Source organism: Blautia sp. BCRC 81119 (assembly GCF_003184505.1).
GTDB classification, from domain to species: Bacteria; Bacillota; Clostridia; order Lachnospirales; family Lachnospiraceae; genus Blautia_A; species Blautia_A fusiformis.
The window spans coordinates 1-21291 of record NZ_QJHD01000016.1 but is presented as its reverse complement, the minus strand read 5'-3'; the positions used below and the strand labels follow the sequence as shown (position 1 = coordinate 21291).

The 21291-nt window shown below is 46.1% G+C and carries 17 protein-coding genes, 1 tRNA gene and 1 pseudogene; 14 read left to right on the top strand and 5 right to left on the bottom strand.

The genetic code is table 11. From position 1 onward, the window contains the following. Nucleotides 1-52: 52 nt before the first annotated feature. A complete protein-coding gene (locus DMI82_RS10665) occupies nt 53-1264 on the top strand; it encodes an NADP-dependent isocitrate dehydrogenase (RefSeq protein ID WP_110103278.1) in 1212 nt (403 codons plus the stop codon). A 122-nt stretch (nt 1265-1386) separates the two neighbouring features. On the opposite strand, the gene DMI82_RS10660 is transcribed toward DMI82_RS10665, so the two are convergent. Then, nucleotides 1387-2184, bottom strand: coding sequence for a sirohydrochlorin cobaltochelatase (locus DMI82_RS10660; RefSeq protein ID WP_110103277.1), 798 nt, complete (start codon nt 2182-2184; stop codon nt 1387-1389). A gap of 201 nt (nt 2185-2385) precedes the next feature. Between DMI82_RS10660 and hemA the strand changes: the two genes are divergently transcribed. The 7 genes from hemA (at nt 2386) to DMI82_RS10625 (ending at nt 10015) form a co-directional block, all read left to right on the top strand. After that, on the top strand, nt 2386-3615 hold the full coding sequence (gene hemA / locus DMI82_RS10655) for a glutamyl-tRNA reductase (RefSeq protein WP_021653027.1): 1230 nt from the start codon (nt 2386-2388) through the stop codon (nt 3613-3615). Further along, entirely contained in the window at nt 3605-4096 is a 492-nt protein-coding gene (locus tag DMI82_RS10650) for a precorrin-2 dehydrogenase/sirohydrochlorin ferrochelatase family protein (RefSeq protein ID WP_110103276.1), read from the top strand. The genes hemA and DMI82_RS10650 overlap by 11 nt, the downstream gene beginning before the upstream one ends. Beyond that, nucleotides 4083-4976, top strand: coding sequence for a hydroxymethylbilane synthase (hemC, locus tag DMI82_RS10645; protein WP_022426910.1), 894 nt, complete (start codon nt 4083-4085; stop codon nt 4974-4976). Before DMI82_RS10650 ends, hemC begins: the two co-directional genes overlap by 14 nt. After that, the gene (cobA, locus tag DMI82_RS10640) at nt 4973-6478 is read left to right on the top strand and encodes a uroporphyrinogen-III C-methyltransferase (RefSeq protein WP_110103275.1); all 1506 of its coding nucleotides are present in this window, start codon (nt 4973-4975) and stop codon (nt 6476-6478) included. Before hemC ends, cobA begins: the two co-directional genes overlap by 4 nt. A 2-nt stretch (nt 6479-6480) precedes the next feature. Beyond that, nucleotides 6481-7464, top strand: coding sequence for a porphobilinogen synthase (hemB, locus tag DMI82_RS10635; protein ID WP_110103274.1), 984 nt, complete (start codon nt 6481-6483; stop codon nt 7462-7464). Next, nucleotides 7464-8744, top strand: coding sequence for a glutamate-1-semialdehyde 2,1-aminomutase (hemL, locus tag DMI82_RS10630; protein ID WP_015525262.1), 1281 nt, complete (start codon nt 7464-7466; stop codon nt 8742-8744). Before hemB ends, hemL begins: the two co-directional genes overlap by 1 nt. A 188-nt stretch (nt 8745-8932) precedes the next feature. Next, nucleotides 8933-10015 (top strand): lactonase family protein, encoded by a 1083-nt coding sequence (locus tag DMI82_RS10625; RefSeq protein WP_022426906.1) that lies wholly within the window; start codon nt 8933-8935, stop codon nt 10013-10015. A 128-nt stretch (nt 10016-10143) separates the two neighbouring features. Here the strand turns inward: DMI82_RS10625 and aroC are convergent, their stop codons facing one another. Continuing rightward, on the bottom strand, nt 10144-11238 hold the full coding sequence (gene aroC, locus DMI82_RS10620) for a chorismate synthase (protein WP_110103273.1): 1095 nt from the start codon (nt 11236-11238) through the stop codon (nt 10144-10146). Between the two features lie 226 nt (nt 11239-11464). Between aroC and DMI82_RS10615 the strand changes: the two genes are divergently transcribed. The 4 genes from DMI82_RS10615 to DMI82_RS10600 are packed head-to-tail and all read left to right on the top strand — an operon-like array spanning nt 11465 to nt 16133. Further along, nucleotides 11465-12406, top strand: a complete 942-nt coding sequence (locus DMI82_RS10615) for a magnesium transporter CorA family protein (protein ID WP_022426904.1) — start codon at nt 11465-11467, stop codon at nt 12404-12406. 30 nt (nt 12407-12436) lie between these two features. Further along, nucleotides 12437-13327: a hypothetical protein gene (locus DMI82_RS10610; RefSeq protein ID WP_110103272.1), complete on the top strand. Its 891-nt coding sequence runs from the start codon at nt 12437-12439 to the stop codon at nt 13325-13327. A 27-nt stretch (nt 13328-13354) separates the two neighbouring features. Next, nucleotides 13355-14791, top strand: coding sequence for a pyruvate kinase (pyk, locus tag DMI82_RS10605; protein WP_110103271.1), 1437 nt, complete (start codon nt 13355-13357; stop codon nt 14789-14791). A gap of 52 nt (nt 14792-14843) precedes the next feature. Next, a complete protein-coding gene (locus DMI82_RS10600; RefSeq protein WP_059085911.1) occupies nt 14844-16133 on the top strand; it encodes a diaminopimelate decarboxylase in 1290 nt (429 codons plus the stop codon). Nucleotides 16134-16259: 126 nt separating this feature from the next. Here the strand turns inward: DMI82_RS10600 and DMI82_RS10595 are convergent, their stop codons facing one another. Continuing rightward, the gene (locus DMI82_RS10595; protein WP_110103270.1) at nt 16260-17636 is read right to left on the bottom strand and encodes an MATE family efflux transporter; all 1377 of its coding nucleotides are present in this window, start codon (nt 17634-17636) and stop codon (nt 16260-16262) included. Between the two features lie 77 nt (nt 17637-17713). Next, nucleotides 17714-17795 (bottom strand) — tRNA-Leu (locus tag DMI82_RS10590). Nucleotides 17796-18016: 221 nt separating this feature from the next. Between DMI82_RS10590 and ftsH the strand changes: the two genes are divergently transcribed. After that, on the top strand, nt 18017-19882 hold the full coding sequence (ftsH, locus tag DMI82_RS10585; protein WP_015525255.1) for an ATP-dependent zinc metalloprotease FtsH: 1866 nt from the start codon (nt 18017-18019) through the stop codon (nt 19880-19882). 267 nt (nt 19883-20149) lie between these two features. On the opposite strand, the gene DMI82_RS10575 is transcribed toward ftsH, so the two are convergent. Further along, a complete protein-coding gene (locus tag DMI82_RS10575) occupies nt 20150-21019 on the bottom strand; it encodes a DegV family protein (RefSeq protein WP_110103269.1) in 870 nt (289 codons plus the stop codon). Nucleotides 21020-21153: 134 nt separating this feature from the next. Here DMI82_RS10575 and DMI82_RS20795 point away from each other — a divergent pair. After that, nucleotides 21154-21264 (top strand): annotated as a pseudogene (locus tag DMI82_RS20795) (IS607 family transposase); the annotation flags it as partial. Between the last annotated feature and the right edge of the window lie 27 nt (nt 21265-21291).

The following is a 21291-nucleotide window of genomic DNA, read 5'->3' as shown; positions in this document are numbered from 1 at the left end:
AAGAGCACCTGGAATCCGAACAGGAGAATAAACCTCAAAAGGAGAAAATAATATGGAAAAAATCAAAATGCAGACACCTTTAGTTGAGATGGACGGAGACGAGATGACACGTATCCTGTGGCAGATCATCAAGGATGAACTTCTCACACCGTATCTGGAACTGAATACAGAATATTATGATCTTGGTCTTGAGCACAGAAATGAGACAGATGATCAGGTTACCATTGATGCAGCAGAAGCAACCAAGAAATACGGAGTAGCCGTAAAATGTGCCACGATCACGCCAAACGCAGCCAGAATGGAAGAGTATGACCTGAAAAAAATGTACAAGAGTCCAAACGGAACGATCCGTGCCATTCTTGATGGAACTGTATTCCGTGCGCCGATCGTTGTAAAGGGAATCGAGCCATGTGTAAAGAATTGGGTGAAACCGATCACACTTGCACGTCATGCATATGGAGATATCTATAAGAATACAGAATTTTATATTGACAAGCCGGGAGATGCATATCTTGTATTTGAGGGCGAAGACGGAGAAGAGCGTAAGGAGCTGATCCAGCATTTTGATGGAGCAGGTGTTCTCCGTGGCATGCATAATCTTGATGATTCCGTAAAGAGCTTTGCGAGAAGCTGCTTTAATTATGCACTGGACACAAAGCAGGATGTATGGTTCGGAAGCAAGGATACCATTTCCAAAACATACGATGGAAGATTTAAAGAGATTTTCCAGCAGATCTTTGATGCAGAGTTTAAGGATAAATTTGAGGAAGCCGGCCTGACCTATTTCTACAGTCTGATCGATGATATCGTAGCCCGTGTTATGAAGTCAGATGGCGGTTTTATCTGGGCATGCAAGAACTATGACGGAGATGTTATGAGCGACATGGTATCTTCCGCATTTGGCTCTCTTGCCATGATGACCTCTGTACTGGTATCCCCGAAGGGATATTTTGAGTATGAGGCTGCCCATGGAACAGTTCAGAGACACTATTATCGTCATCTTGAGGGAAAAGAAACATCCACAAACTCCGTTGCAACGATCTTTGCATGGACAGGAGCTCTCCGCAAGAGAGGCGAGCTGGACGGAAATGAAGCACTTGCTGATTTTGCAGGAAAACTGGAAAAAGCAACACTGGATACCATTGAAAGCGGAAAGATGACCAAGGATCTTGCACTGATCACTTCCCTGAAAGAGGTACAGGTATTGAACAGCAAAGAGTTTATCCTTGCTGTAAAGACAAAACTGGATGAACTGATGGCATAAATAACAGGAATTTCAGAATTTCAAGTAATTTCATAAAAAATAAAAAACTGCACCGGAAGATCCAGGGATGGATCACGGTGCATTTTTTTTATGAGGGATATATATGGATCATCTGATCTCTGTCAGATCGAAGCGTTCATGGCCTGCTGTACATGTTCCACAAGGATCTGCCGGACCTGGGGATATTCGCCAAGTCCCTTCAGTACAGGGGTGACTTCATATCCTTCGGAAGAAAGACGGTTCATCCAGGAGTCCGGATCTGCACCGGCCAGATCGTTCTGTGCATGGTCGCCGGCTACGATCATGAAAGGCGCCAGCACGATCTTTTTCGGATGAAAGCTGTCGGCAGCCCGGAGAAGGGAGTCCAGGGCCGGATAGGCTTCTACAGTTCCAAGAAAAATATTTTTATGTCCGGTATCTTTAAAACGGTAATCCAAAGCAGCGTAAACCGTGTTTGCGTAGTGTTCTGTTCCATGTCCCATCAGTACAAGTGCAGTGTCCGGATCCATGTCCCGGAATTCATCTGCAACTACCCGGACGATCGCCTGGTTATCTTCTTCTGTTGTGAGAAGAGGATTTCCGAAAACAATACTGGAAAAACGGTCACGAAAAGAAAGCGCATCGGCTTTCATCTGATCATTTTCGATACCGTTGATCACATGAGTCGGCTGTACGATCACATCGGTGATACCATCCAGAAGCATCTGTTCCAGAGCCTCCTTTACCGTGTGGATCGTAAGACCGTCCCGCTTTTTCAGTTTGGCAATGATCATTTTGCTTGTCCATGCACGGTAGGTGGGACAGGCCGGGAATGCATCGGCAATATCGTGCTCGATGGCCTCGATGGTAAGCTTACGGGTGTTTTCATAGCTTGTGCCGAAACTTACTACTAGGATCGCTTTTTTTGAAGCTGAGTTCATACGGGGATTTCCTCCATCCTGATAATTATGGTGATTATGATAAACTCTTTATATTTCTCCGCTGGAATATAAAGATGATCCGCAATTTCTACCATAAGATATTATAAAAGGGAGGGCTGACATTGTCAATCGTAGTTGACTTTCCTTACGGAAATGTTTATCATTATAAAAGATTGTGGAAACAAAGGAGAAACGTAGGACATGAGTATATTCATGATTGGAATCGATCATAATATGGCACCTGTAGATGTCAGAGCGCAGTTTGCTTTTACCCGTAAAAATACCGGAGAGGCGTTGCGCAGGCTGAAAGAAGAAGCTGGGATCTGCGGGTGTATTATTCTGTCGACCTGTAACCGGCTGGAACTGTGGGTAAGTACTGCAGATGAGGAGAAGCCGGACCTGTATCAGTGGCTCTGCTCGTTGAAAGGTGTGCAGGGAGAACAATACCAGAAGTATTTTACCAGCAGAGAAAACGAAGAGGCGGTGGAACACCTGTTTTATCTTACCAGCGGACTGAAATCCCAGATCCTGGGGGAAGATCAGATCCTGACCCAGGTAAAAGATGCGTTGAGTATGTCAAGGGATGAGTTTACCACAGACAGTGTTCTGGAGGTGCTTTTCCGTATGGCGGTAACTGCAGGCAAGAAGATCAAAACGGAAGTGCCGTTTTCCCATGGAAATCCTTCTGTGATCCATCAGGCCATCCGTTTTCTGGAAGAGGGCGGTTATCATGTTCGCAATAAAGTCTGTATGGTGATCGGAAACGGTGAGATGGGGAAGATGGCTGCCCAGACACTGCGTGAAGCAGGAGCGGATGTGACGGTTACGATCCGTCAGTACAGAAGTGGTGTTGTGAGCATTCCTGTTGGATGCAGCAGGATCAATTATGGTGAGAGAATGGATTATCTGCCGGAGTGTGACCTGGTGGTCAGCGCAACAGCAAGCCCCAATTATACACTGACGGAAGAATTGTTTGAGGATGTACGTGTGGAACGACCTATGATCCTTATCGATCTGGCAGTTCCAAGAGATATTGATCCGGAGATCCGAAAAAAAGATAACATCACACTTTATGATATGGACAGCTTCCGAACCGGCGAGACACCGAAGGAACTTGCAGATAACCTAGAAGCAGCAGGAGCCATTGTGAAGGCCCAGATGAACGAATTTTTCCAGTGGCTGGAAGGTCGTGATATCATCCCGCGCATCCAGGAGATCAAAGCGGATGCTGTGGAAGATCTGAACCTGAGGATCGAAAAAATCTTCCGGAAAACTCCTATGGAGGATTCAGACAGAGAAAACCTGAAAAAAGCAGTGGATACTGCAGCTGGAAAGGTTGTGAACAAGCTGATCTTCGGGCTTCGGGACAGCCTGAACCAGGATGCTTTTCTGGAATGTGTGGAAGGACTGGAGAAACTTTATGAAGAATAAACCTTATTTCCCCATGTTTATAGACCTGTCCGATAAAAATATCGTTGTGGCAGGTGGTGGTAATATTGCTACCAGAAGAATAAAGACTCTTCTGAAATTTACAAGAGATATCACGGTAGTGGCTACAAAAGTGACCCAGGAGCTTATGGATCTTGGAAAAGCAGGAACTGTAACTTTATATATCCGTCCCGTGAAACGTTCAGACTTTGCCAACGCATATATGGTGATCGCAGCCACCAATGACTGGAAGCTGAATGATGAGATCCACCGTGTCTGTAAGGAGGAGGGCATTTATGTTAATGTAGCCTCCGACCGGGAAGCCTGTGATTTTTATTTCCCAGGCGTATATATGCGGGATGAAATGGTAGTTGGAGTTACAGCCAGTGGACTGGATCACAAAAAAGCAAAGCGTGTAAGGGAAGAGATCCAGAATGCGCTGGAAAAAGTATTGGGAGAGCAGGATGAAGATGAAGAGAGATAAGATCGTGATCGGCAGCAGAGAGAGTAAGCTTGCAGTGCTGCAGAGCGAAATGGTCCGTGACTACATAAAAGAAAAAAATCCGGATCTGGAAGTGGAAATCCTCACTATGAAAACTACCGGGGATATCATTCTGGACCGTACACTGGATAAGGTTGGCGGAAAAGGGCTTTTTGTAAAGGAGCTGGATAAAGCACTGATAGATGGAAGAAGTATTCTTTCTGTACACAGCCTGAAAGATATGCCTATGGAGGTTCCGGAGGAGTTGCCGCTTCTGGCTTTTTCCAAAAGAGAAGATCCGAGAGACGTACTGGTTCTTCCTGAGGGAGCTTCTGAACTTGATAAAAGCAAGCCCCTTGGATGCTCCAGCTTAAGGAGAACCTTACAGCTTAAAAAACTGTATCCGGATATGGATGTCAGAAGTATCCGCGGAAATCTTCAGACAAGACTCCGGAAGCTGGATGAAGGACAGTACAGTGCATTGATCCTGGCTGCTGCCGGCCTTAAGAGACTTGGACTGGAATCCAGGATCAACCGGTATTTTACAGCAGATGAGATCATTCCGGCTGCTGGTCAGGGAATCCTTGCTGTACAGGGAAGAAAAGGGGAAGCTTATGATTTCCTGGAGGGCTACTGTGATAAGGATGCCTGGACCGCGGGAAGTGCGGAGCGTGCTTTTGTAAAGCTCCTGGATGGAGGGTGCTCTTCTCCGGTGGCTGCCCATGCGGAAATTCTCGGGGATGAGATCTATCTCAGAGGGCTTTATTATAATGAAAAAGACGGTTCCTATGTAACAGGAACACTGCGTGGCAATAAGGCAGATGCGGAAAGCTTAGGCAGGGAACTGGCAGAAACTCTTCGGAAAAAAGGAGAAAACAGATGAAAACAGGAAAAGTATGGCTGGTAGGAGCGGGTCCTGGCGATATCGGCCTTTTTACATTAAAAGGCCTCAAAGTGCTGGAACAGGCAGATGTGGTCGTCTATGACAGTCTGGTAGGTCAGGGAGTTCTGTCAAGAATCCCGGAAAATGCCAGGCTGATCAATGTAGGCAAACGTGCCAGTCACCATATCATGCGTCAGGAAAATATCAATCAGGTACTTCTTGAGGAGGCACAGCGGGGTCTTCGTGTGGTGCGCCTGAAAGGCGGAGATCCATTCCTCTTTGGAAGAGGAGGAGAGGAGCTGGAGCTTCTTCGGGAGAATGGGATCCCTTATGAGGTTGTTCCGGGTGTTACTTCCTCCATTGCAGTACCGGCATATAACGGGGTTCCGGTAACACACAGGGATTTCTGTTCTTCAGTCCACATCATTACAGGACACAAGAAAGCCGGAGAAGAATATGATATAGACTTCCGGGCACTTGTTGATACAAAGGGAACGCTTGTATTTCTGATGGGCGTGTCCGCACTTCCGGATATCTGCGAGGGTCTGATAGGTGCAGGAATGGAAAAGGACATGCCTGCGGCGATCCTGCAGAAGGGAACTACAGCAGGTCAGAAACGGATCGTAGCAACAGTTTCTACCCTGGAAGAAGAGGTGAAACGCCAGGGGATCGAGACACCGGCGATCATTGTGGTGGGTAAGGTATGTACACTGGCAGAGAAGTTTGGCTGGTATGAAGAACTGCCGCTTTCAGGATGGAAGGTCCTTGTCACAAGACCGAAAGAGCTTGTTTCCAGAACTGCGGACATGCTTCGTGAAAAAGGCGCGGAGGTTCTGGAGCTTCCGGCGATCCGTACTGTCCCCATGGAAGACCAGAGCCGTCTCTATAAAGCGCTGGATCACCTGGAGGAATATCAGTGGCTTGTATTTACCAGCCCTACAGGTGTAAGGGTATTTTTTGAAGAACTGATCCGCCATGGAAAAGATATCCGTGCCATGGGAAATGCCCGTCTGGCCGTGATCGGGGAAGGAACAAAAAAGGCCCTGAAGGAAAGAGGTCTGCTGGCAGATTTTGTGCCGTCGGTATATGACGGGGATACTCTTGGAAAGGAACTTTCAGAGCTTCTTTCCGGTGGAGAAAAGATACTTATCCCGCGGGCAGAAAAGGGTAATGAAAAGCTCACCGCATTTCTTGCACAGGCAGGCGCTGTGGTCGAGGATGTTCCGACTTATCAGACTCTTTACGAAAAGAGCCAGCTCATCGATGAGAAGAAGGAATTTGAAACAGGACAGATCAGCTGTGCGGTGTTTACAAGTGCCTCCACTGTGAAGGGATTTGTAGAGGGAACAAAAGGACTGGATTATTCAAAGGTTAAGGCGGCCTGCATCGGCAGACAGACGAAGGCGGCTGCTGAGAGCTTTGGAATGAAAGCATATATGTCAGAAAAAGCCACCATTGACAGTCTTGTCAAGCTGGTGGAGGATATGAAAAGGAGCGAATGATCATGGAACTGACAAAAAGACCAAGAAGATTAAGAGGTAGCGAAAACCTTCGTAAGATGGTACGTGAGACAAGAATGGATAAATCTTCTCTTATGTATCCTATGTTCGTAATGGAAGGAGAAAATAAGGAAGAAGAAATTCCGTCCATGACCGGGCAGTACCGTTACAGCCTGGACCGTCTTCCGTATAAACTGGAACAGCTTTCCAAAGCCGGTGTAGGCAGTGTGATGTTTTTTGGTATTCCTGACCATAAGGATGAAGTGGGCAGCGGTGCCTATGATCCGGAGGGGATCGTTCAGAGAGCTCTTCGCATTGCAAAAGAGAAATTTCCGGAGCTTTATTATGTAACAGATGTATGTATGTGTGAGTACACTTCCCATGGCCATTGCGGCGTTCTCTGCGGTCATGATGTGGACAATGACAAGACGCTGGAGCTTCTTGCAAAAACAGCACTTTCCCACGTGGAGGCAGGTGCAGATATGGTTGCTCCGTCTGATATGATGGATGGTCGTGTTGCAGCGATCCGTCAGTGTCTGGACAAGGCCGGACATTATACAACACCGATCATGTCCTATGCAGTAAAATATGCTTCTGCATTTTATGGCCCGTTCCGTGAGGCAGCAGATTCTGCTCCGTCTTTTGGGGACAGAAAGAGTTACCAGATGGACCCACACAACAGCAGAGAAGGTCTGAAAGAAGCCCTTACAGATGTTGAGGAAGGTGCGGACATCATCATGGTAAAACCGGCTCTTGCATATCAGGATATGATCTGGCAGGTAAAGGAAGCTACCAATGTACCAGTTGCGGCATACAGTGTCAGCGGTGAATATGCAATGGTAAAAGCAGCAGCTGCAAACGGCTGGATCGACGAAGAAAGGATCGTTGGTGAGATGGCTACAGGAGCATTCCGTTCCGGTGCGCAGATCTATCTTACCTATTATGCGGAGCTTCTGGCAAGACTTATGGATGAAGGGAGAATCGGCTGATGACAAGATCAGAACAGTTATTTGAGCGTGCGGTAAAAAGAATCCCGGGAGGCGTAAACAGCCCGGTAAGATCTTACGGAGCCATCGGTGAGGCACCTCGTTTTATTGAAAAAGCAGATAAATGCTACATCTATGATGTAGATGGAAACCGTTATGTGGATTACATTGATTCCTGGGGCCCGATGATCCTGGGACATAATTTCCCGGAGATCCGCGAGAGTGTGATCAAGGCCTGCGAAAATGGCCTGAGCTTTGGCTGTGCTACAGGAATCGAAGTAGAGATCGCAGAATTTATCTGTGAACATATTCCACATGTAGATATGATCCGTATGGTAAACTCAGGAACAGAAGCTGTTATGAGTGCCATCCGTGCAGCAAGAGGTTTTACCGGAAAAGACAAGATCATCAAATTTGCAGGTTGCTATCACGGACACAGTGACTGCCTTCTGGTAAGTGCCGGCTCCGGTGTCATGGCAAGTGGTATTCCGGACAGCGCCGGTGTTCCGAAGGGCTGTACACAGGATACCATGACGGCTACCTACAATGATGCCGCCAGTGTGGAAGCACTTCTCAAACAGGAAGAGGGAAATGTGGCAGCCGTGATCGTGGAGGCAGTAGGAGCAAACATGGGTGTGGTTCCTCCGAAACCAGGTTTCTTAAAGCGGCTTCGTGAGCTTTGCGATGAGCACAATTGTCTGCTGATCTTTGATGAAGTGATCACAGGCTTCCGACTTGCCTTTGGCGGAGCAGCAGAGTATTTTGGTATCCGTCCGGATCTTGTCACCTACGGGAAAATAATCGGCGCAGGAATGCCGGTAGGCGCTTATGGCGGACGTAAGGAGATCATGGATCTGATCTCACCGTGTGGTCCTGTATACCAGGCAGGTACCTTAAGCGGAAACCCGGTTGCCATGGCTGCAGGTTTCACACAGCTGAAATATCTCTATGAGCATCAGGAAATCTATAAAGATCTGGCTGCCAAAGGTGAGAAGCTTTACGGCGGCTTGAAGAAGATCGTGGAGGAAAAAGGTCTTCCATATCAGGTAAACTATGATTCTTCTCTGGCAAGTATTTTCTTTACAGACCAGGAGGTAAAAGACTATGTTTCTGCAAAAACATCCAACCTGGAGCTTTTTGCAAAATATTTCAAGGGAATGCTGAAACGAGGCATTCATCTTGCACCTTCCCAGTTTGAGGCGATGTTCCTTTCCACAGCGCATACAGATGAAGTAATTGATGAAACTCTGGAAGCAATGAGAGGCGCTTTGGGAGATCTGTAAAGAGGCGTAATGGATGCGCAGGAGCCGATCCATTTGCGTGGATCATGTGTGAACGCCATAGTGAACGGCAGCTTTGCATAAAAAATTGCACAAAAGATAACAGGATGGTAACTTGTTCTTGCAGAAGCTTTGTGATAAAATAAACACAAAAATACGTAACCAATGTAAAAAGCAGGAGGCCAGAACTTATGGGAAAAAAGAAGTACGTGGCTTACGTGGGAACATATACCCATGGAACCAGTAAGGGAATTCAGGTATACGATGTAGATGTAGAAAAAGGAACACTCACAGAACGAAGCGAAGTGGAAGTTAGCAATGCTTCTCATCTGGCAGTATCAAAAAACGGTAAATATCTGTATTCCATTGAGGATGAGGGTGTAGCTGTATTTGAAAGAGACAAGAACGGTGATCTTACCCGCCTCAACAGTGTGGATATCAACGGAATGCGAGGCTGCTATCTTGCAACAGATGTGGACGGAAGATATCTTTATGTGGCAGGGTACCATGATGGTAAGGTAACGGTTGTACATACACATAAAGACGGCCGTCTGGGAAGTGTTATGGACGGCGTTTTCCACAAGGGACTTGGAAGCGTGGCAGAGCGCAACTTCCGTCCGCATGTTAATTGTGTACGTCCGACACCGGATAATAAGTATCTCTGTGCGGTAGATAATGGTATCGACCAGGTTAAGATCTATCGTATCAATAAGAAGAAAGACAAACTGGAGCTGGTTGACATTCTTCGCTGCCCGAGAGAGAGCGGCCCTCGTATCATCCGTTTCAGTGATGACGGAAGATTTGCATATCTTCTTTTTGAGCTCAGCAATGAGGTGAAGGTATACAGCTATGACGGAAGCGGTAAGAATCCGGAGTTCCAGCTGCTTCAGAGCATTACCACTCTTGGAAAAGAGGATTCCAATGATGCGCTCCATAACGCAGCTTCCGGTATGTCTCTTTCTGCGGACGGTAAATATCTTTTCTGTACAACAGCAGGGGAAAATACTGTGACTATGTATGCAGTAGACCAGGAAACAGGTCTTCTGACCAAGAAATTTACACTTCCGATCAGTGGTGATTACCCGAAGGATCTTATGATCTTCCCGGATAACAAGCATATTGCTGTTGCCAATCATGCCAGCAACAGTATTACCGTTTTCACTGTGGATTATGAAAAGAATATCATCATGATGAACGAAAAACCAAGAAAGATCGAGACACCGAACTGTATCCATATCTGGCCGGTACCGGATACATGGGAGCAGTTGGATTAAGAACAGGATTGATCAAAGTAAGTCTTGTACAGGCAGACAAAAACAGACTCAGGGACGAGTAGGAACTTTCCCTGAGTCTGTTTTTTTGCGCATTTATAATTTTTTATCTGACAGGTCAAAATGTGAAATTACCGCTGATAAAATTCGTGGATACGATCCATCCGTGCACTCATATTGTTAAAAAGTGCATCTGTAATGGTAAGTGCTGCCATAGCTTCCACAACGACTACTGCACGCGGTACGATCACCGGATCATGCCGGCCCTTGATCTCAAGCTCCAGGTTTTCTCCGGTGTTGGTCACAGTAGACTGAGACTGACTGATGGAAGGAGTAGGTTTGATATGTGCACGGAGAATGATATCGCTGCCATCACTCATACCGCCCATAATACCACCTGCGTGGTTGGAAGTTTTGGAAATAATGCCGTTTTTCTGTACAAAACCGTCGTTGTCTTCGGAACCGGTAAGACGTGTCACGTTGATGCCGTCACCGATCTCAACAGCTTTTACAGCACCAATGGACATGATCGCATGAGCGAGGGTAGCATCCAGCTTGTCAAAAACCGTATCGCCCAGACCGGCAGGAACGTTTTTGATGCGGCATTCGATCACACCGCCGGCACTGTCCTGACTGTTCAGACATTGTTCGAGATAGGCAGATGCCTTTGCGGCTGCGTCGGCATCTGGCATGCAGAGTGCATTATTTCGGATCTCTTCTTCTGAGAAGGACCGGATCTCTACAGGACCGATGGATTTTGCGTAGGTAGTAAATGTAATGCCAAGTTCGTTTAACAGCTTGATGGCAATGGCACCGGCTGCCACACGTCCGGCGGTTTCTCTTCCGGAGGAGCGTCCACCTCCACGGTAATCACGGAATCCGTATTTCTGGTCAAAGGTAAAGTCTGCGTGACCGGGACGATAGGAGTATGCGATATTTCCGTAATCTCTGGAACGCTGATCTGTATTGCGGATCAGAAGAGAAATTGGAGTACCGGTAGTCTTTCCTTCAAAAACTCCGGAAAGGATTTCCACCAGATCTCCTTCCTTACGGGCAGTTGTATAACGGCTCTGACCGGGCTTTCTCCGGTCAAGAAAAACCTGGATATCTTCTTCGCAGAGAGAAAGACCTGCGGGACAGCCGTCGAGAACGGCACCGATAGCCTTGCCGTGAGATTCTCCCCAGGTGGTAACCACGAATTTTTTTCCGAATGATGACTGACTCATTTGTATAACTTCCTTTCGTTGGAATTCTGGAATCATTATATAGGAAGCCGGAAAAAATGTAAAGAACGTGGAAGGCAGAATGAATTTTTATGTAAAGATCATGTGAAATTATTTAAAAGCTCTTTTAAAAAGAAAAGGTATGAATTGACAAAGCTATTTTGACTATTTATAATAAAAAAGAATTTTGCCCTGGCAAAAGAAAAGCAAGAGAAGGGAAGTGGGAATCGTGGTAAGGATTTACAAGACAATAGACGGAGCCATCCACCAGATACAGGAACCGGAGGAAGGCTGCTGGATTGCGCTGACGAATCCGACGGCAACAGAGATTTTTGAATTTTCCGAGAAGTTTGATATAGAGGTTGACGATTTACGATCCCCTTTGGATGAGGAAGAACGGTCACGTATCGAAGTTGAGGATAATTATACACTGATCCTGGTTGATGTTCCTATGATCGAGGAACGTAATGACAAGGACTGGTATGGGACAATACCGCTTGGCATCATTGTGACGGGGTCTATGATCTTTACCATCTGTCTGGAGGACACACCGGTTCTTACCAGATTTATGGAGGGAAGAGTCCGGAGCTTTTTTACCTATATGAAGACCCGTTTTATCTTTCAGATCCTTTACAGAAATGCGAGCATGTACCTGCGTTATCTGCGTATCATTGACAAAAAAAGTGAGCAGGTGGAAGAAAAACTGCATCTTTCCACAAGAAATGAAGAGCTGATCGAGCTTCTGGAGCTGCAGAAATCCCTGACTTATTTTATCACATCACTTCGGTCTAACGAGGTTGTGCTGGAGAAGCTTCTGAAGATAGACAGCATCAAGAAATATCCGGAGGACACCGATCTTCTGGAGGATGTCATCACTGAGAATAAGCAGGCGATCGAAATGGCCAATGTGTACAGCGGTATCCTGAACGGAACTATGGATGCTTTTGCATCGATCATCTCCAATAATATGAATATCGTTATGAAGGTACTGGCGATCATTACTATTGTCATGAGTATTCCGACTATTGTGTTCAGTGCTTACGGAATGAATGTGGCTGGTTCCGGTATGCCCTTATCAAGGAGTCCATTGGGATTTCTGATCATTATCCTGATTTCTGTGGCGATCAGTGTTGTGGCAGCGATCATTCTTTCCAAGAAGCGATTTTTCTGATTTTCAAAAGTTTTCTGAAAGGAGATTTTAATGAAATTTATCGACAAACTGGAACGTAAATTCGGAAGATTCGGGGTTCCGAATCTGACTGTTTACATCATCGGATGTTATGTGTTGGGGTATTTTCTGGCTATGTTTGCTCCGGGAGTTTTGAACATGCTGAGTCTTGATATGTCCATGGTCATGAAGGGACAGATCTGGAGACTGGTGACATGGGTGATCTATCCGCCGTCCAGTGTGGGAGGAACCGGCAATCTTGTGATGTTCCTTCTCGCAATCTTTTTTTTCTATTATCCGATTGGTACTTCACTGGAACGTACCTGGGGAACTTTCCGGTACACATTGTATATTTTTTCAGGTGTTTTGTTTACTGTGATCGCAGCAGTGCTTTTACATGTATTTACAGGTGGTTATGTGGTGATGAACGGGATCGCCTATTCTCTTGGCGGAAATATTTTTACCACATATTATATCAGTCTTTCTATTTTCCTTGCCTATGCAGTCACATATCCGGATCTTCAGCTGCTTCTTATGTTTGTGATCCCGATCAGGATGAAATGGATGGCCTTTGTATACGGACTGTTCATTGCGTGGGATATCGTATCTTATCTTCGAGTCGGGCTTTGGGTAGGTGTAGTACCGATTGTAGCATCACTTTTAAACTTTGTGATCTTTTATTTCAGTACCCGTGATATGAACCGATACAATCCGAAGGAGATCCACAGGAGGCAGCAGTTTAAGAAGGCTGTGGCTCCTTCCAGAACAGGGTTCGGTCCGGATGGGATCGCCAAGCATAAATGTGCGATCTGCGGACGTACCGAAAAGGATGACCCAAACCTGGAGTTCCGTTTCTGCTCAAAGTGCAACGGAAATTATGAATATTGTCAGGATCATTTATTTACACATAAACACGTACAGTAAAACGTACAAACGAAGGAGAACATTATTATGAAAAAAACTAAGATTATCTGTACACTTGGACCTGCCAGCAATAACAGGGAAACTCTGAAGGCTCTTATGGAGAATGGAATGGATATTGCCAGATTCAACTTTTCTCACGGAGACCACGAGGAGCAGAAGGGCCGTGTGGATATGATCAAGGAGCTTCGTGAGGAGCTTGATATGCCTATTGCCATGCTTCTTGACACAAAGGGCCCGGAGATCCGTACCAGACTTTTAAAGGACGGACAGAAGGTTAAGCTGGAAGTGGGAAAACAGTTTGTACTTGGAATTGGCGATTTTGAAGGCGACAGCACAAAGGTTGCTATCACATATGAGACACTTTACAAGGATGTAAAACCGGGAAACAGGATCCTCATTGATGATGGTCTGATCGAGTTGGAGGTTAAGGCAATCAAGGGAACCGATATTGTCTGTGATATCTTAAACGGTGGTGAGCTGGGAGAGAAGAAGGGTGTAAATGTTCCCTATGTAAAAGTAAATCTTCCGGGAATCACAGAGCAGGATAAGAAGGATATTATCTTTGGTATCGAGCAGAAATTTGATTTCATCGCGGCATCTTTTGTTCGTTCCGCAGAGGTGATCCGTGAGATCCGTAAGCTTCTGAATGATAATGGTGGAAAGGATATCGGTATTATCGCGAAGATCGAGAATGCAGAGGGTGTTGAGAATATTGATTCCATCATTGAAGCATCTGACGGTATCATGGTTGCCAGAGGAGATCTCGGTGTGGAAATTCCTGCAAGCCAGGTACCTCACATCCAGAAGGAGATCATCCGTAAGTGTAATGAACATTATACACCGGTTATCACAGCAACACAGATGCTTGATTCCATGATCCGTAATCCGCGTCCTACACGTGCAGAGGTAGCTGATGTTGCCAATGCGATCTACGACGGAACCGATGCGATCATGCTTTCCGGAGAGACAGCAGCTGGTAAATATCCGGTTGATGCTCTTAAGATGATGGCAGATATCGCAGAGATGACAGAGCCGCATCTGGATTATAAAGTGTTTATTGAACATCGTTCCATGGACGGAAGAGAGAAGATCTCCAGTGCAGTGGCACTTGCAACGGTGCGTACTGCAAAGAACCTGAAGGCGAACGCTATCGTAACACCGACAATGAGTGGAAATACAGCCAGACTGATCTCCAATTTCCGCCCGAAGGTTCCAATCTATGCGATCACACCAAACTCAACCATCCAGCATAAACTTCAGCTGATCTGGGGTGTAACACCTCTGAAAGGATATCAGAGAGATACCACGGACCATATCATGTCTCAGGCTATGAATGTTGTCCGTAGCCGTCATCTGATACATAAAGGAGACCTTGTTGTATTTACAGCAGGAGACCCTGCGACCAACATGACAAACGGTCGTGGTGCAGTGACAAATATGATGCACGTGATCGAGGCAGAATAAGACTGAGTTTTCTTCGGGAACAGCAGTCGGAAAAACAGGAGATGCAGTTATTATGAAAAAAGAACCATTTGTGACACTTGAGAAACTTAACGAAATTACTGAAAAGTTTCCGACACCCTTCCATCTCTATGATGAGAAGGGAATCCGTGAGAATGCAAAAGCCCTGAAAGAGGCCTTTGCATGGAACAAAGGATTCAAGGAATTTTTTGCGGTAAAGGCAACACCGAATCCATATCTGATCAATATTCTGCAGGAGTATGGTTGTGGCTGCGACTGCTCCTCAGAAACAGAGCTTATGATGGCCAAGGCAGTAGGCTGCAAAAAGGGCGATATCATGTTTTCTTCCAATGACACACCGGAGAAAGAGTTCAGATATGCAGATGAGATCGGTGGGATCATCAACCTTGATGACATTACACATATTGAGAGCGTAGAGAAAGCTCTCGGAAAAATCCCGGAAGTGATCAGCTGCCGTTACAATCCAGGTGGAGTATTTAAGATCAGTAACGGTATCATGGATAATCCCGGAGATGCAAAATACGGAATGACTACCGAGCAGATCTTTGACGCATTCCGTATCCTGAAATCCAAAGGTGCCAAAGAGTTTGGAATCCATGCATTCCTTGCAAGCAACACAGTGACCAATGATTATTATCCAATGCTTGCAAAGGTTATGTTTGAGCTTGCCGTGAAGCTTCAGAAGGAGACAGGTGCACACATTAAATTCATCAACCTTTCCGGTGGTATCGGAATTCCTTATAAACCGGATCAGGAGCCAAATGATATCCGTGTGATCGGTGAGGGTGTCCGCAAGGTTTATGAAGAAGTACTTGTTCCGGAAGGAATGGGTGATGTTGCGATCTATACAGAGCTTGGCCGTTTCATGATGGGACCGTATGGCTGCCTTGTCACAAAAGCAATCCATGAGAAGCATACACATAAAGAGTATATCGGCGTAGATGCCTGTGCAGTAAATCTGATGCGTCCGGCTATGTATGGTGCTTATCATCACATTACGGTTATGGGTAAGGAGAACGAGCCGTGCGATCATAAATATGATGTGACAGGTTCCCTCTGTGAGAATAATGATAAATTTGCCATTGACCGTATGCTTCCGAAAATCGACAAGGGAGATCTTCTTGTGATCCATGATACAGGTGCTCATGGTTTTGCAATGGGTTATAACTACAATGGTAAACTGAAATCTGCAGAGATCCTTCTTCATGAGGACGGCAGCTTTGAGATGATCCGTCGTGCCGAGACACCGAGAGATTATTTTGCAACCTTTGACTGCTTCCCTGTTTTTGAGAAACTTCTTCAGGATGAAGACGAACTGAAATAAAATAGCGGAAATATATAAAAACAGCCCTCTATGCATCTTGGTAATGATGCATAGAGGGCTGTTTTATGTTTAAGTATCTGGTAGGCATAAGATCGCGAGCAGGGCGGAAGGTGGTCAAATGCAGGGTTACAGCTTCCGGCTGCCGGAGATTTCTGCCAGGGCTTTTCTAAACTCAAAGAAAAACAGGATGGCAGTAAATGTAACGGCCAAGATATCCGCAACCGGCTCGGCCATATAAACTGCATTTGTCCGGTCAGCACGGAAAATATTGGGCAGGATATAGATCAGCGGGATGACCAGAATAAATTTCCGGACAATAGCCACAATGATGGAATCTTTGGCTCTGCCAAGGGAGATAAAGGTCATCTGGCAGGCAATCTGGATACCAAAGATAAACACAACTGCCATATAGATCCGGAGCGCTGTTTTTGTGAAAGCAAGTAATGTACTGTCCGAAGTAAACATTCCGGCAAAGATCTGCGGGAAGATCATAATGATCAGCCACAGGATCACGGAATAAGAAACACTTGTTTTTATAAGAAGCTTAAATGTAGAACGTACACGTTTTTCGTTACGTGCACCATAGTTGTAGCTGATGATAGGCTGTGCACCCTGACCAAGTCCCTGAAGAGGAAGCATGGCAAACTGCATGACGCTGGTAAGGATAGTCATGGCTCCTACTGCAACATCCCCGCCGTATTTTAAGAGTGAGGAGTTGTAGCAGACAGAGATAACGCTTTCACTGAGCTGCATGACAAAGAGAGAAGAGCCAAGAGCCATACAGGGCAGAATGATATCGGCTTTCAGTTTCATGGTGCTTTTCCGAAGCTTCAGGAAGGTCTTTTTTCCAAAGAGGAAGGAGAGGACCCAGATGCAGGAAAATGCCTGGGAGATCACTGTTGCCAGAGCAGCGCCCCGGACACCCATGTGGAATCCGAAAATAAAAACCGGATCCAGAATAATGTTGGAGATCGCACCGATCAATACGGAGAGCATTCCGGTTTTTGCGAATCCCTGGGCTGTGATGAAATTATTCATGCCAAGAGTCAGCTGTACAAAGATAGTTCCTACTGCATAGATATTCATGTAACCCACCGCATAGTCGATGGTGTTTGCACTGGCGCCGAATGCAAGGAGAAGGCTGCGGTTTCCGAGAAACAGGATAACAGTCAGGATCAGGGAGATGATGATCTGCATGGTGAAGCAGTTTCCGAGAGTCTGTTCGGCTTTCGACGTGTCATTTTTACCCATAAAGATGCTGGCTCTGGGAGCGCCTCCGTTTCCGACAAGAGCAGCGAAGGCAGATACGACCATAATAAGCGGCATACATACACCTACACCGGTAAGGGCAAGAGCACCCTCTCCGGGAATATGACCAATATAGATACGATCGACGATATTGTAGAGCATATTGATGAGCTGTGCGGCAACGGTAGGAAGTGCAAGCTGCAGAAGAAGCTTTCCGACAGACTCGGTTCCTAAAAAGCTTTTGTCTTTTTCCATTTTTTTATTCCTTTCGTGTTTTTTGATAGTATATAATAAAGACCTGACAGATTTCTCCGTCAGGTCTTTTATGCGAATGCCGCTGGCCGGACTCGAACCGGCACGGATCGCTCCGCTTGATTTTGAGTCAAGTGCGTCTGCCAATTCCGCCACAGCGGCATAACCATTTATTATAATAGCACAGTATCAGGTGGCTTGCAAGGATTTTTTCAGAATAAAGGTATTATTTGGAAATATTTTTAATTCTAAAAAGTTTATGAAATCGGATGAGGCATCCTTGAAATTGACTGAAAAAAGTGGTAGAGTGTACTACAAGGCTGTACCACTTGATATAGCACTGTGGATATAGCAATATACTATAAGATAACGGAGGAGACTGCATGAATCTGAATTCAAAAAAACCAGAGAAGCGGCCGCTGTATGTATATTACATTATTGCGGTCGTAATTATTGTTTTGCTGAATGTTTTTGCTCTTCCTGCTCTTTCTGAGAGAAGTGTAAAAGAGACCGATTACACCACCTTCCTGAAAGCTGTAGACAGAGGAAAAGTATATGAAGCAACTATTAATTCTGATTATATCTATTATACGATGAAGGTAGATGGAAATGATGTCTATTGTAAGACGGTATCTGTAGAGGATCAGGATCTTGTATCCCATCTTTACGATGCGGGCGTAAGTATAGAGGGTACTGCACCGCAGAGACAGTCCCTGCTTTTATCTCTGATCCTGGGATATGTACTCCCGATCGCAATTTTTATTCTCCTGGGACGCTGGCTCAGCAAGAAGATGATGAGTTCCATGGGAAACGGAGGACCGGGAGGAATGATGTCCTTTGGCAAAAGCAATGCCAAGGTTTATGTGAAATCCTCTACGGGAATCAAATTTTCAGATGTTGCCGGTGAGGATGAAGCCAAGGAGCTTTTGACGGAAATTGTAGATTTCCTTCATAATCCGGAGAAATACAGAGAAATCGGTGCTTCCATGCCGAAGGGTGCCCTTCTTGTAGGCCCTCCCGGAACCGGTAAAACTCTTCTTGCCAAGGCAGTTGCCGGTGAGGCGGAGGTTCCGTTTTTCTCAATTTCCGGTTCGGAATTTGTGGAGATGTTTGTGGGTATGGGTGCTGCCAAGGTCCGTGATCTTTTTAAACAGGCCAATGAGAAGGCACCATGTATCGTATTTATTGATGAGATCGATACGATCGGCAAGAAACGTGACGGCTCCGGAATGGGCGGCGGAAACGATGAGCGTGAGCAGACACTGAACCAGCTTTTGACAGAGATGGACGGTTTTGACGGTTCCAAGGGTGTTGTGATCCTGGCAGCTACCAACCGACCGGATTCCCTTGATCCTGCACTTCTTCGTCCGGGACGTTTTGACAGAAGGATCCCGGTTGAGCTTCCGGATCTTCAGGGGCGTGAGGAAATCCTGAAGGTTCATGCCAAGAAGATCAAAATTGCGGATACAGTCCGGTTTGATGAAATTGCCAAGGCGGCAGTCGGTGCCTCCGGTGCGGAGCTTGCCAATATTGTCAACGAGGCAGCTCTCCGTGCAGTCCGCGACGGACGGAAATTTGCCACACAGGCGGATTTTGAAGAAAGCATCGAAGTTGTTATTGCCGGATATCAGAAAAAGAACCGTGTACTTTCTAATAAGGAAAAGCTGATCGTTTCCTATCATGAGGTTGGTCATGCACTGGTTGCTGCCAAGCAGACAGATTCTGCACCGGTCCATAAGATCACGATCATTCCACGTACCTCCGGTGCACTGGGATATACCATGCAGGTAGATGAGCAGGAACATTTCCTGATGACTAAGGAAGAACTGGAGAATAAGATTGCTACATTTACAGGCGGCCGTGCAGCGGAAGAGCTGATCTTCCATTCCATTACTACCGGTGCCTCCAATGATATTGAGCAGGCGACCAAGATTGCCAGAGCGATGATCAGCAGGTATGGTATGAGTGATGATTTTGACATGGTTGCCATGGAAAATGTAAGCAATCAGTATCTTGGCGGAGATGCAAGTCTAACCTGTTCCTTTGAGACGCAGACGCTTTTGGACAAGAAGGTTGTGGAGCTTGTAAGACGGGAGCATGAAAAGGCTACGAAGATCCTGACAGATAATATCGGAAAGCTCCATGAGATTGCCAAGTATCTGTATGAGCATGAGACGATCACCGGTGAGGAGTTTATGAAGATCTTGAATGAAGCGCCGGTGGAGATTGAGAATACACAGGAAAATTAAATATGTTGGCGGGAGGGACGCCGAAGGGAATACTTCTGTATGGTCTTCGGCTTCCGTTGGGCGTTAGTTCTAAGGCCCTGAAAATCTGCTAAAACCATTAAAAAAAGTTCGGAACTCGCGGCTTGTTGCCGCTCAGATAGCCGAACTTTTTTTAATAACGCAGATTTCCAGAACCTAAGGACTAGCAGCCCTCCTCCAGAGACAGAGCCATACAGAAGTATTCCCTCCGGCTGTGCTCTGGCCATGTGGATTGCTTCTGACTAGTCTTTACCATATTTCCGGGTGTACCTTGGAACAGGTGAGTGCCAGACTTCCGGGGCCGATGTGGCAGGAAACGCTCAGGGAGAGAGGGAAGATGTTGACTTCACCGATATTCGGGAAGGTGGTGAGGACTTCTTTTCGGAATTCTTCGGCTGCTTCCAGGTTGTGGGAGTGGATGACATCCAGGTTGATCTTTTCTCCAAAGCGGTCTGCAATGTCATCTTTGATGGCTTTAGTCATAGTGTTTTTTGCCTGGGTCATGGTGCGGGCCTTGGAGAAGGCGTCCAGCTTTTCGCCCTGGATCTGCAGAACCGGTTTCAGACGGAGCATGGTTCCGATGGCTGCAGCTGCAGGAGTGATGCGGCCGCCCTGTTTCAGGTACTTCAGAGTAGCTACAGTGATATAGATGCTGGAGTCGAAGCGGGTTTTTTCCAGCCAGGTTCCAATTTCATCGGCAGAGAGACCGTTTTTAGCCTGCTGGATAGCCTCAATGGCAGAGTAACGTAAGGTTCCGGAGATCCTCTGGTTGTTTACGACACGTACACGATCATCATAGTCTTCTGCAAGCATGCGGGCAGTCTGCATGGAACTGGAGAGACCGCTGGACATGGGGATATGTACGATTTCGTCGTAGTCTTTAAGCAGCTTGTCCCAGAGGGTAGTGACGGATTCCGGTGTGGGCTGGGATGTGGAAACTCTGCAGCTTGGATTTTGTTCAAGATGCTGAAAGAACTCTGATTGGTTCATGTCAATGTCTTCCAGATATTCCTTATCATCTATAAAAAACGGCATTGGAAGCATGTAGATGCCAAGGTCTTTTACTTGAGCGGGAGACATGCCGCAGTTACTGTCTGTAACGATTGCTATAGATTTCATAATGGTGATCCTCCTTGCCTGGATTTTCATATTTGGTCAGTTTTTCTGTTTTCTGACCGGGATATCTCAAGTATACCACAGGAAACCGCCCTTGTCATTCAACGTTTAATTCGTTATAATGATATAACATTCTGGGAAGTCGAGCGAATAAAGCTGAGAAACTTATCCGGGAACTGATACAGGAGGAAGTAGATGGTAAAAGCCATAAAAGCAATGTTGATACCAAACAATGTACAGAAAACTAAGATGTTTCAGTACGCAGGTGCTTCAAA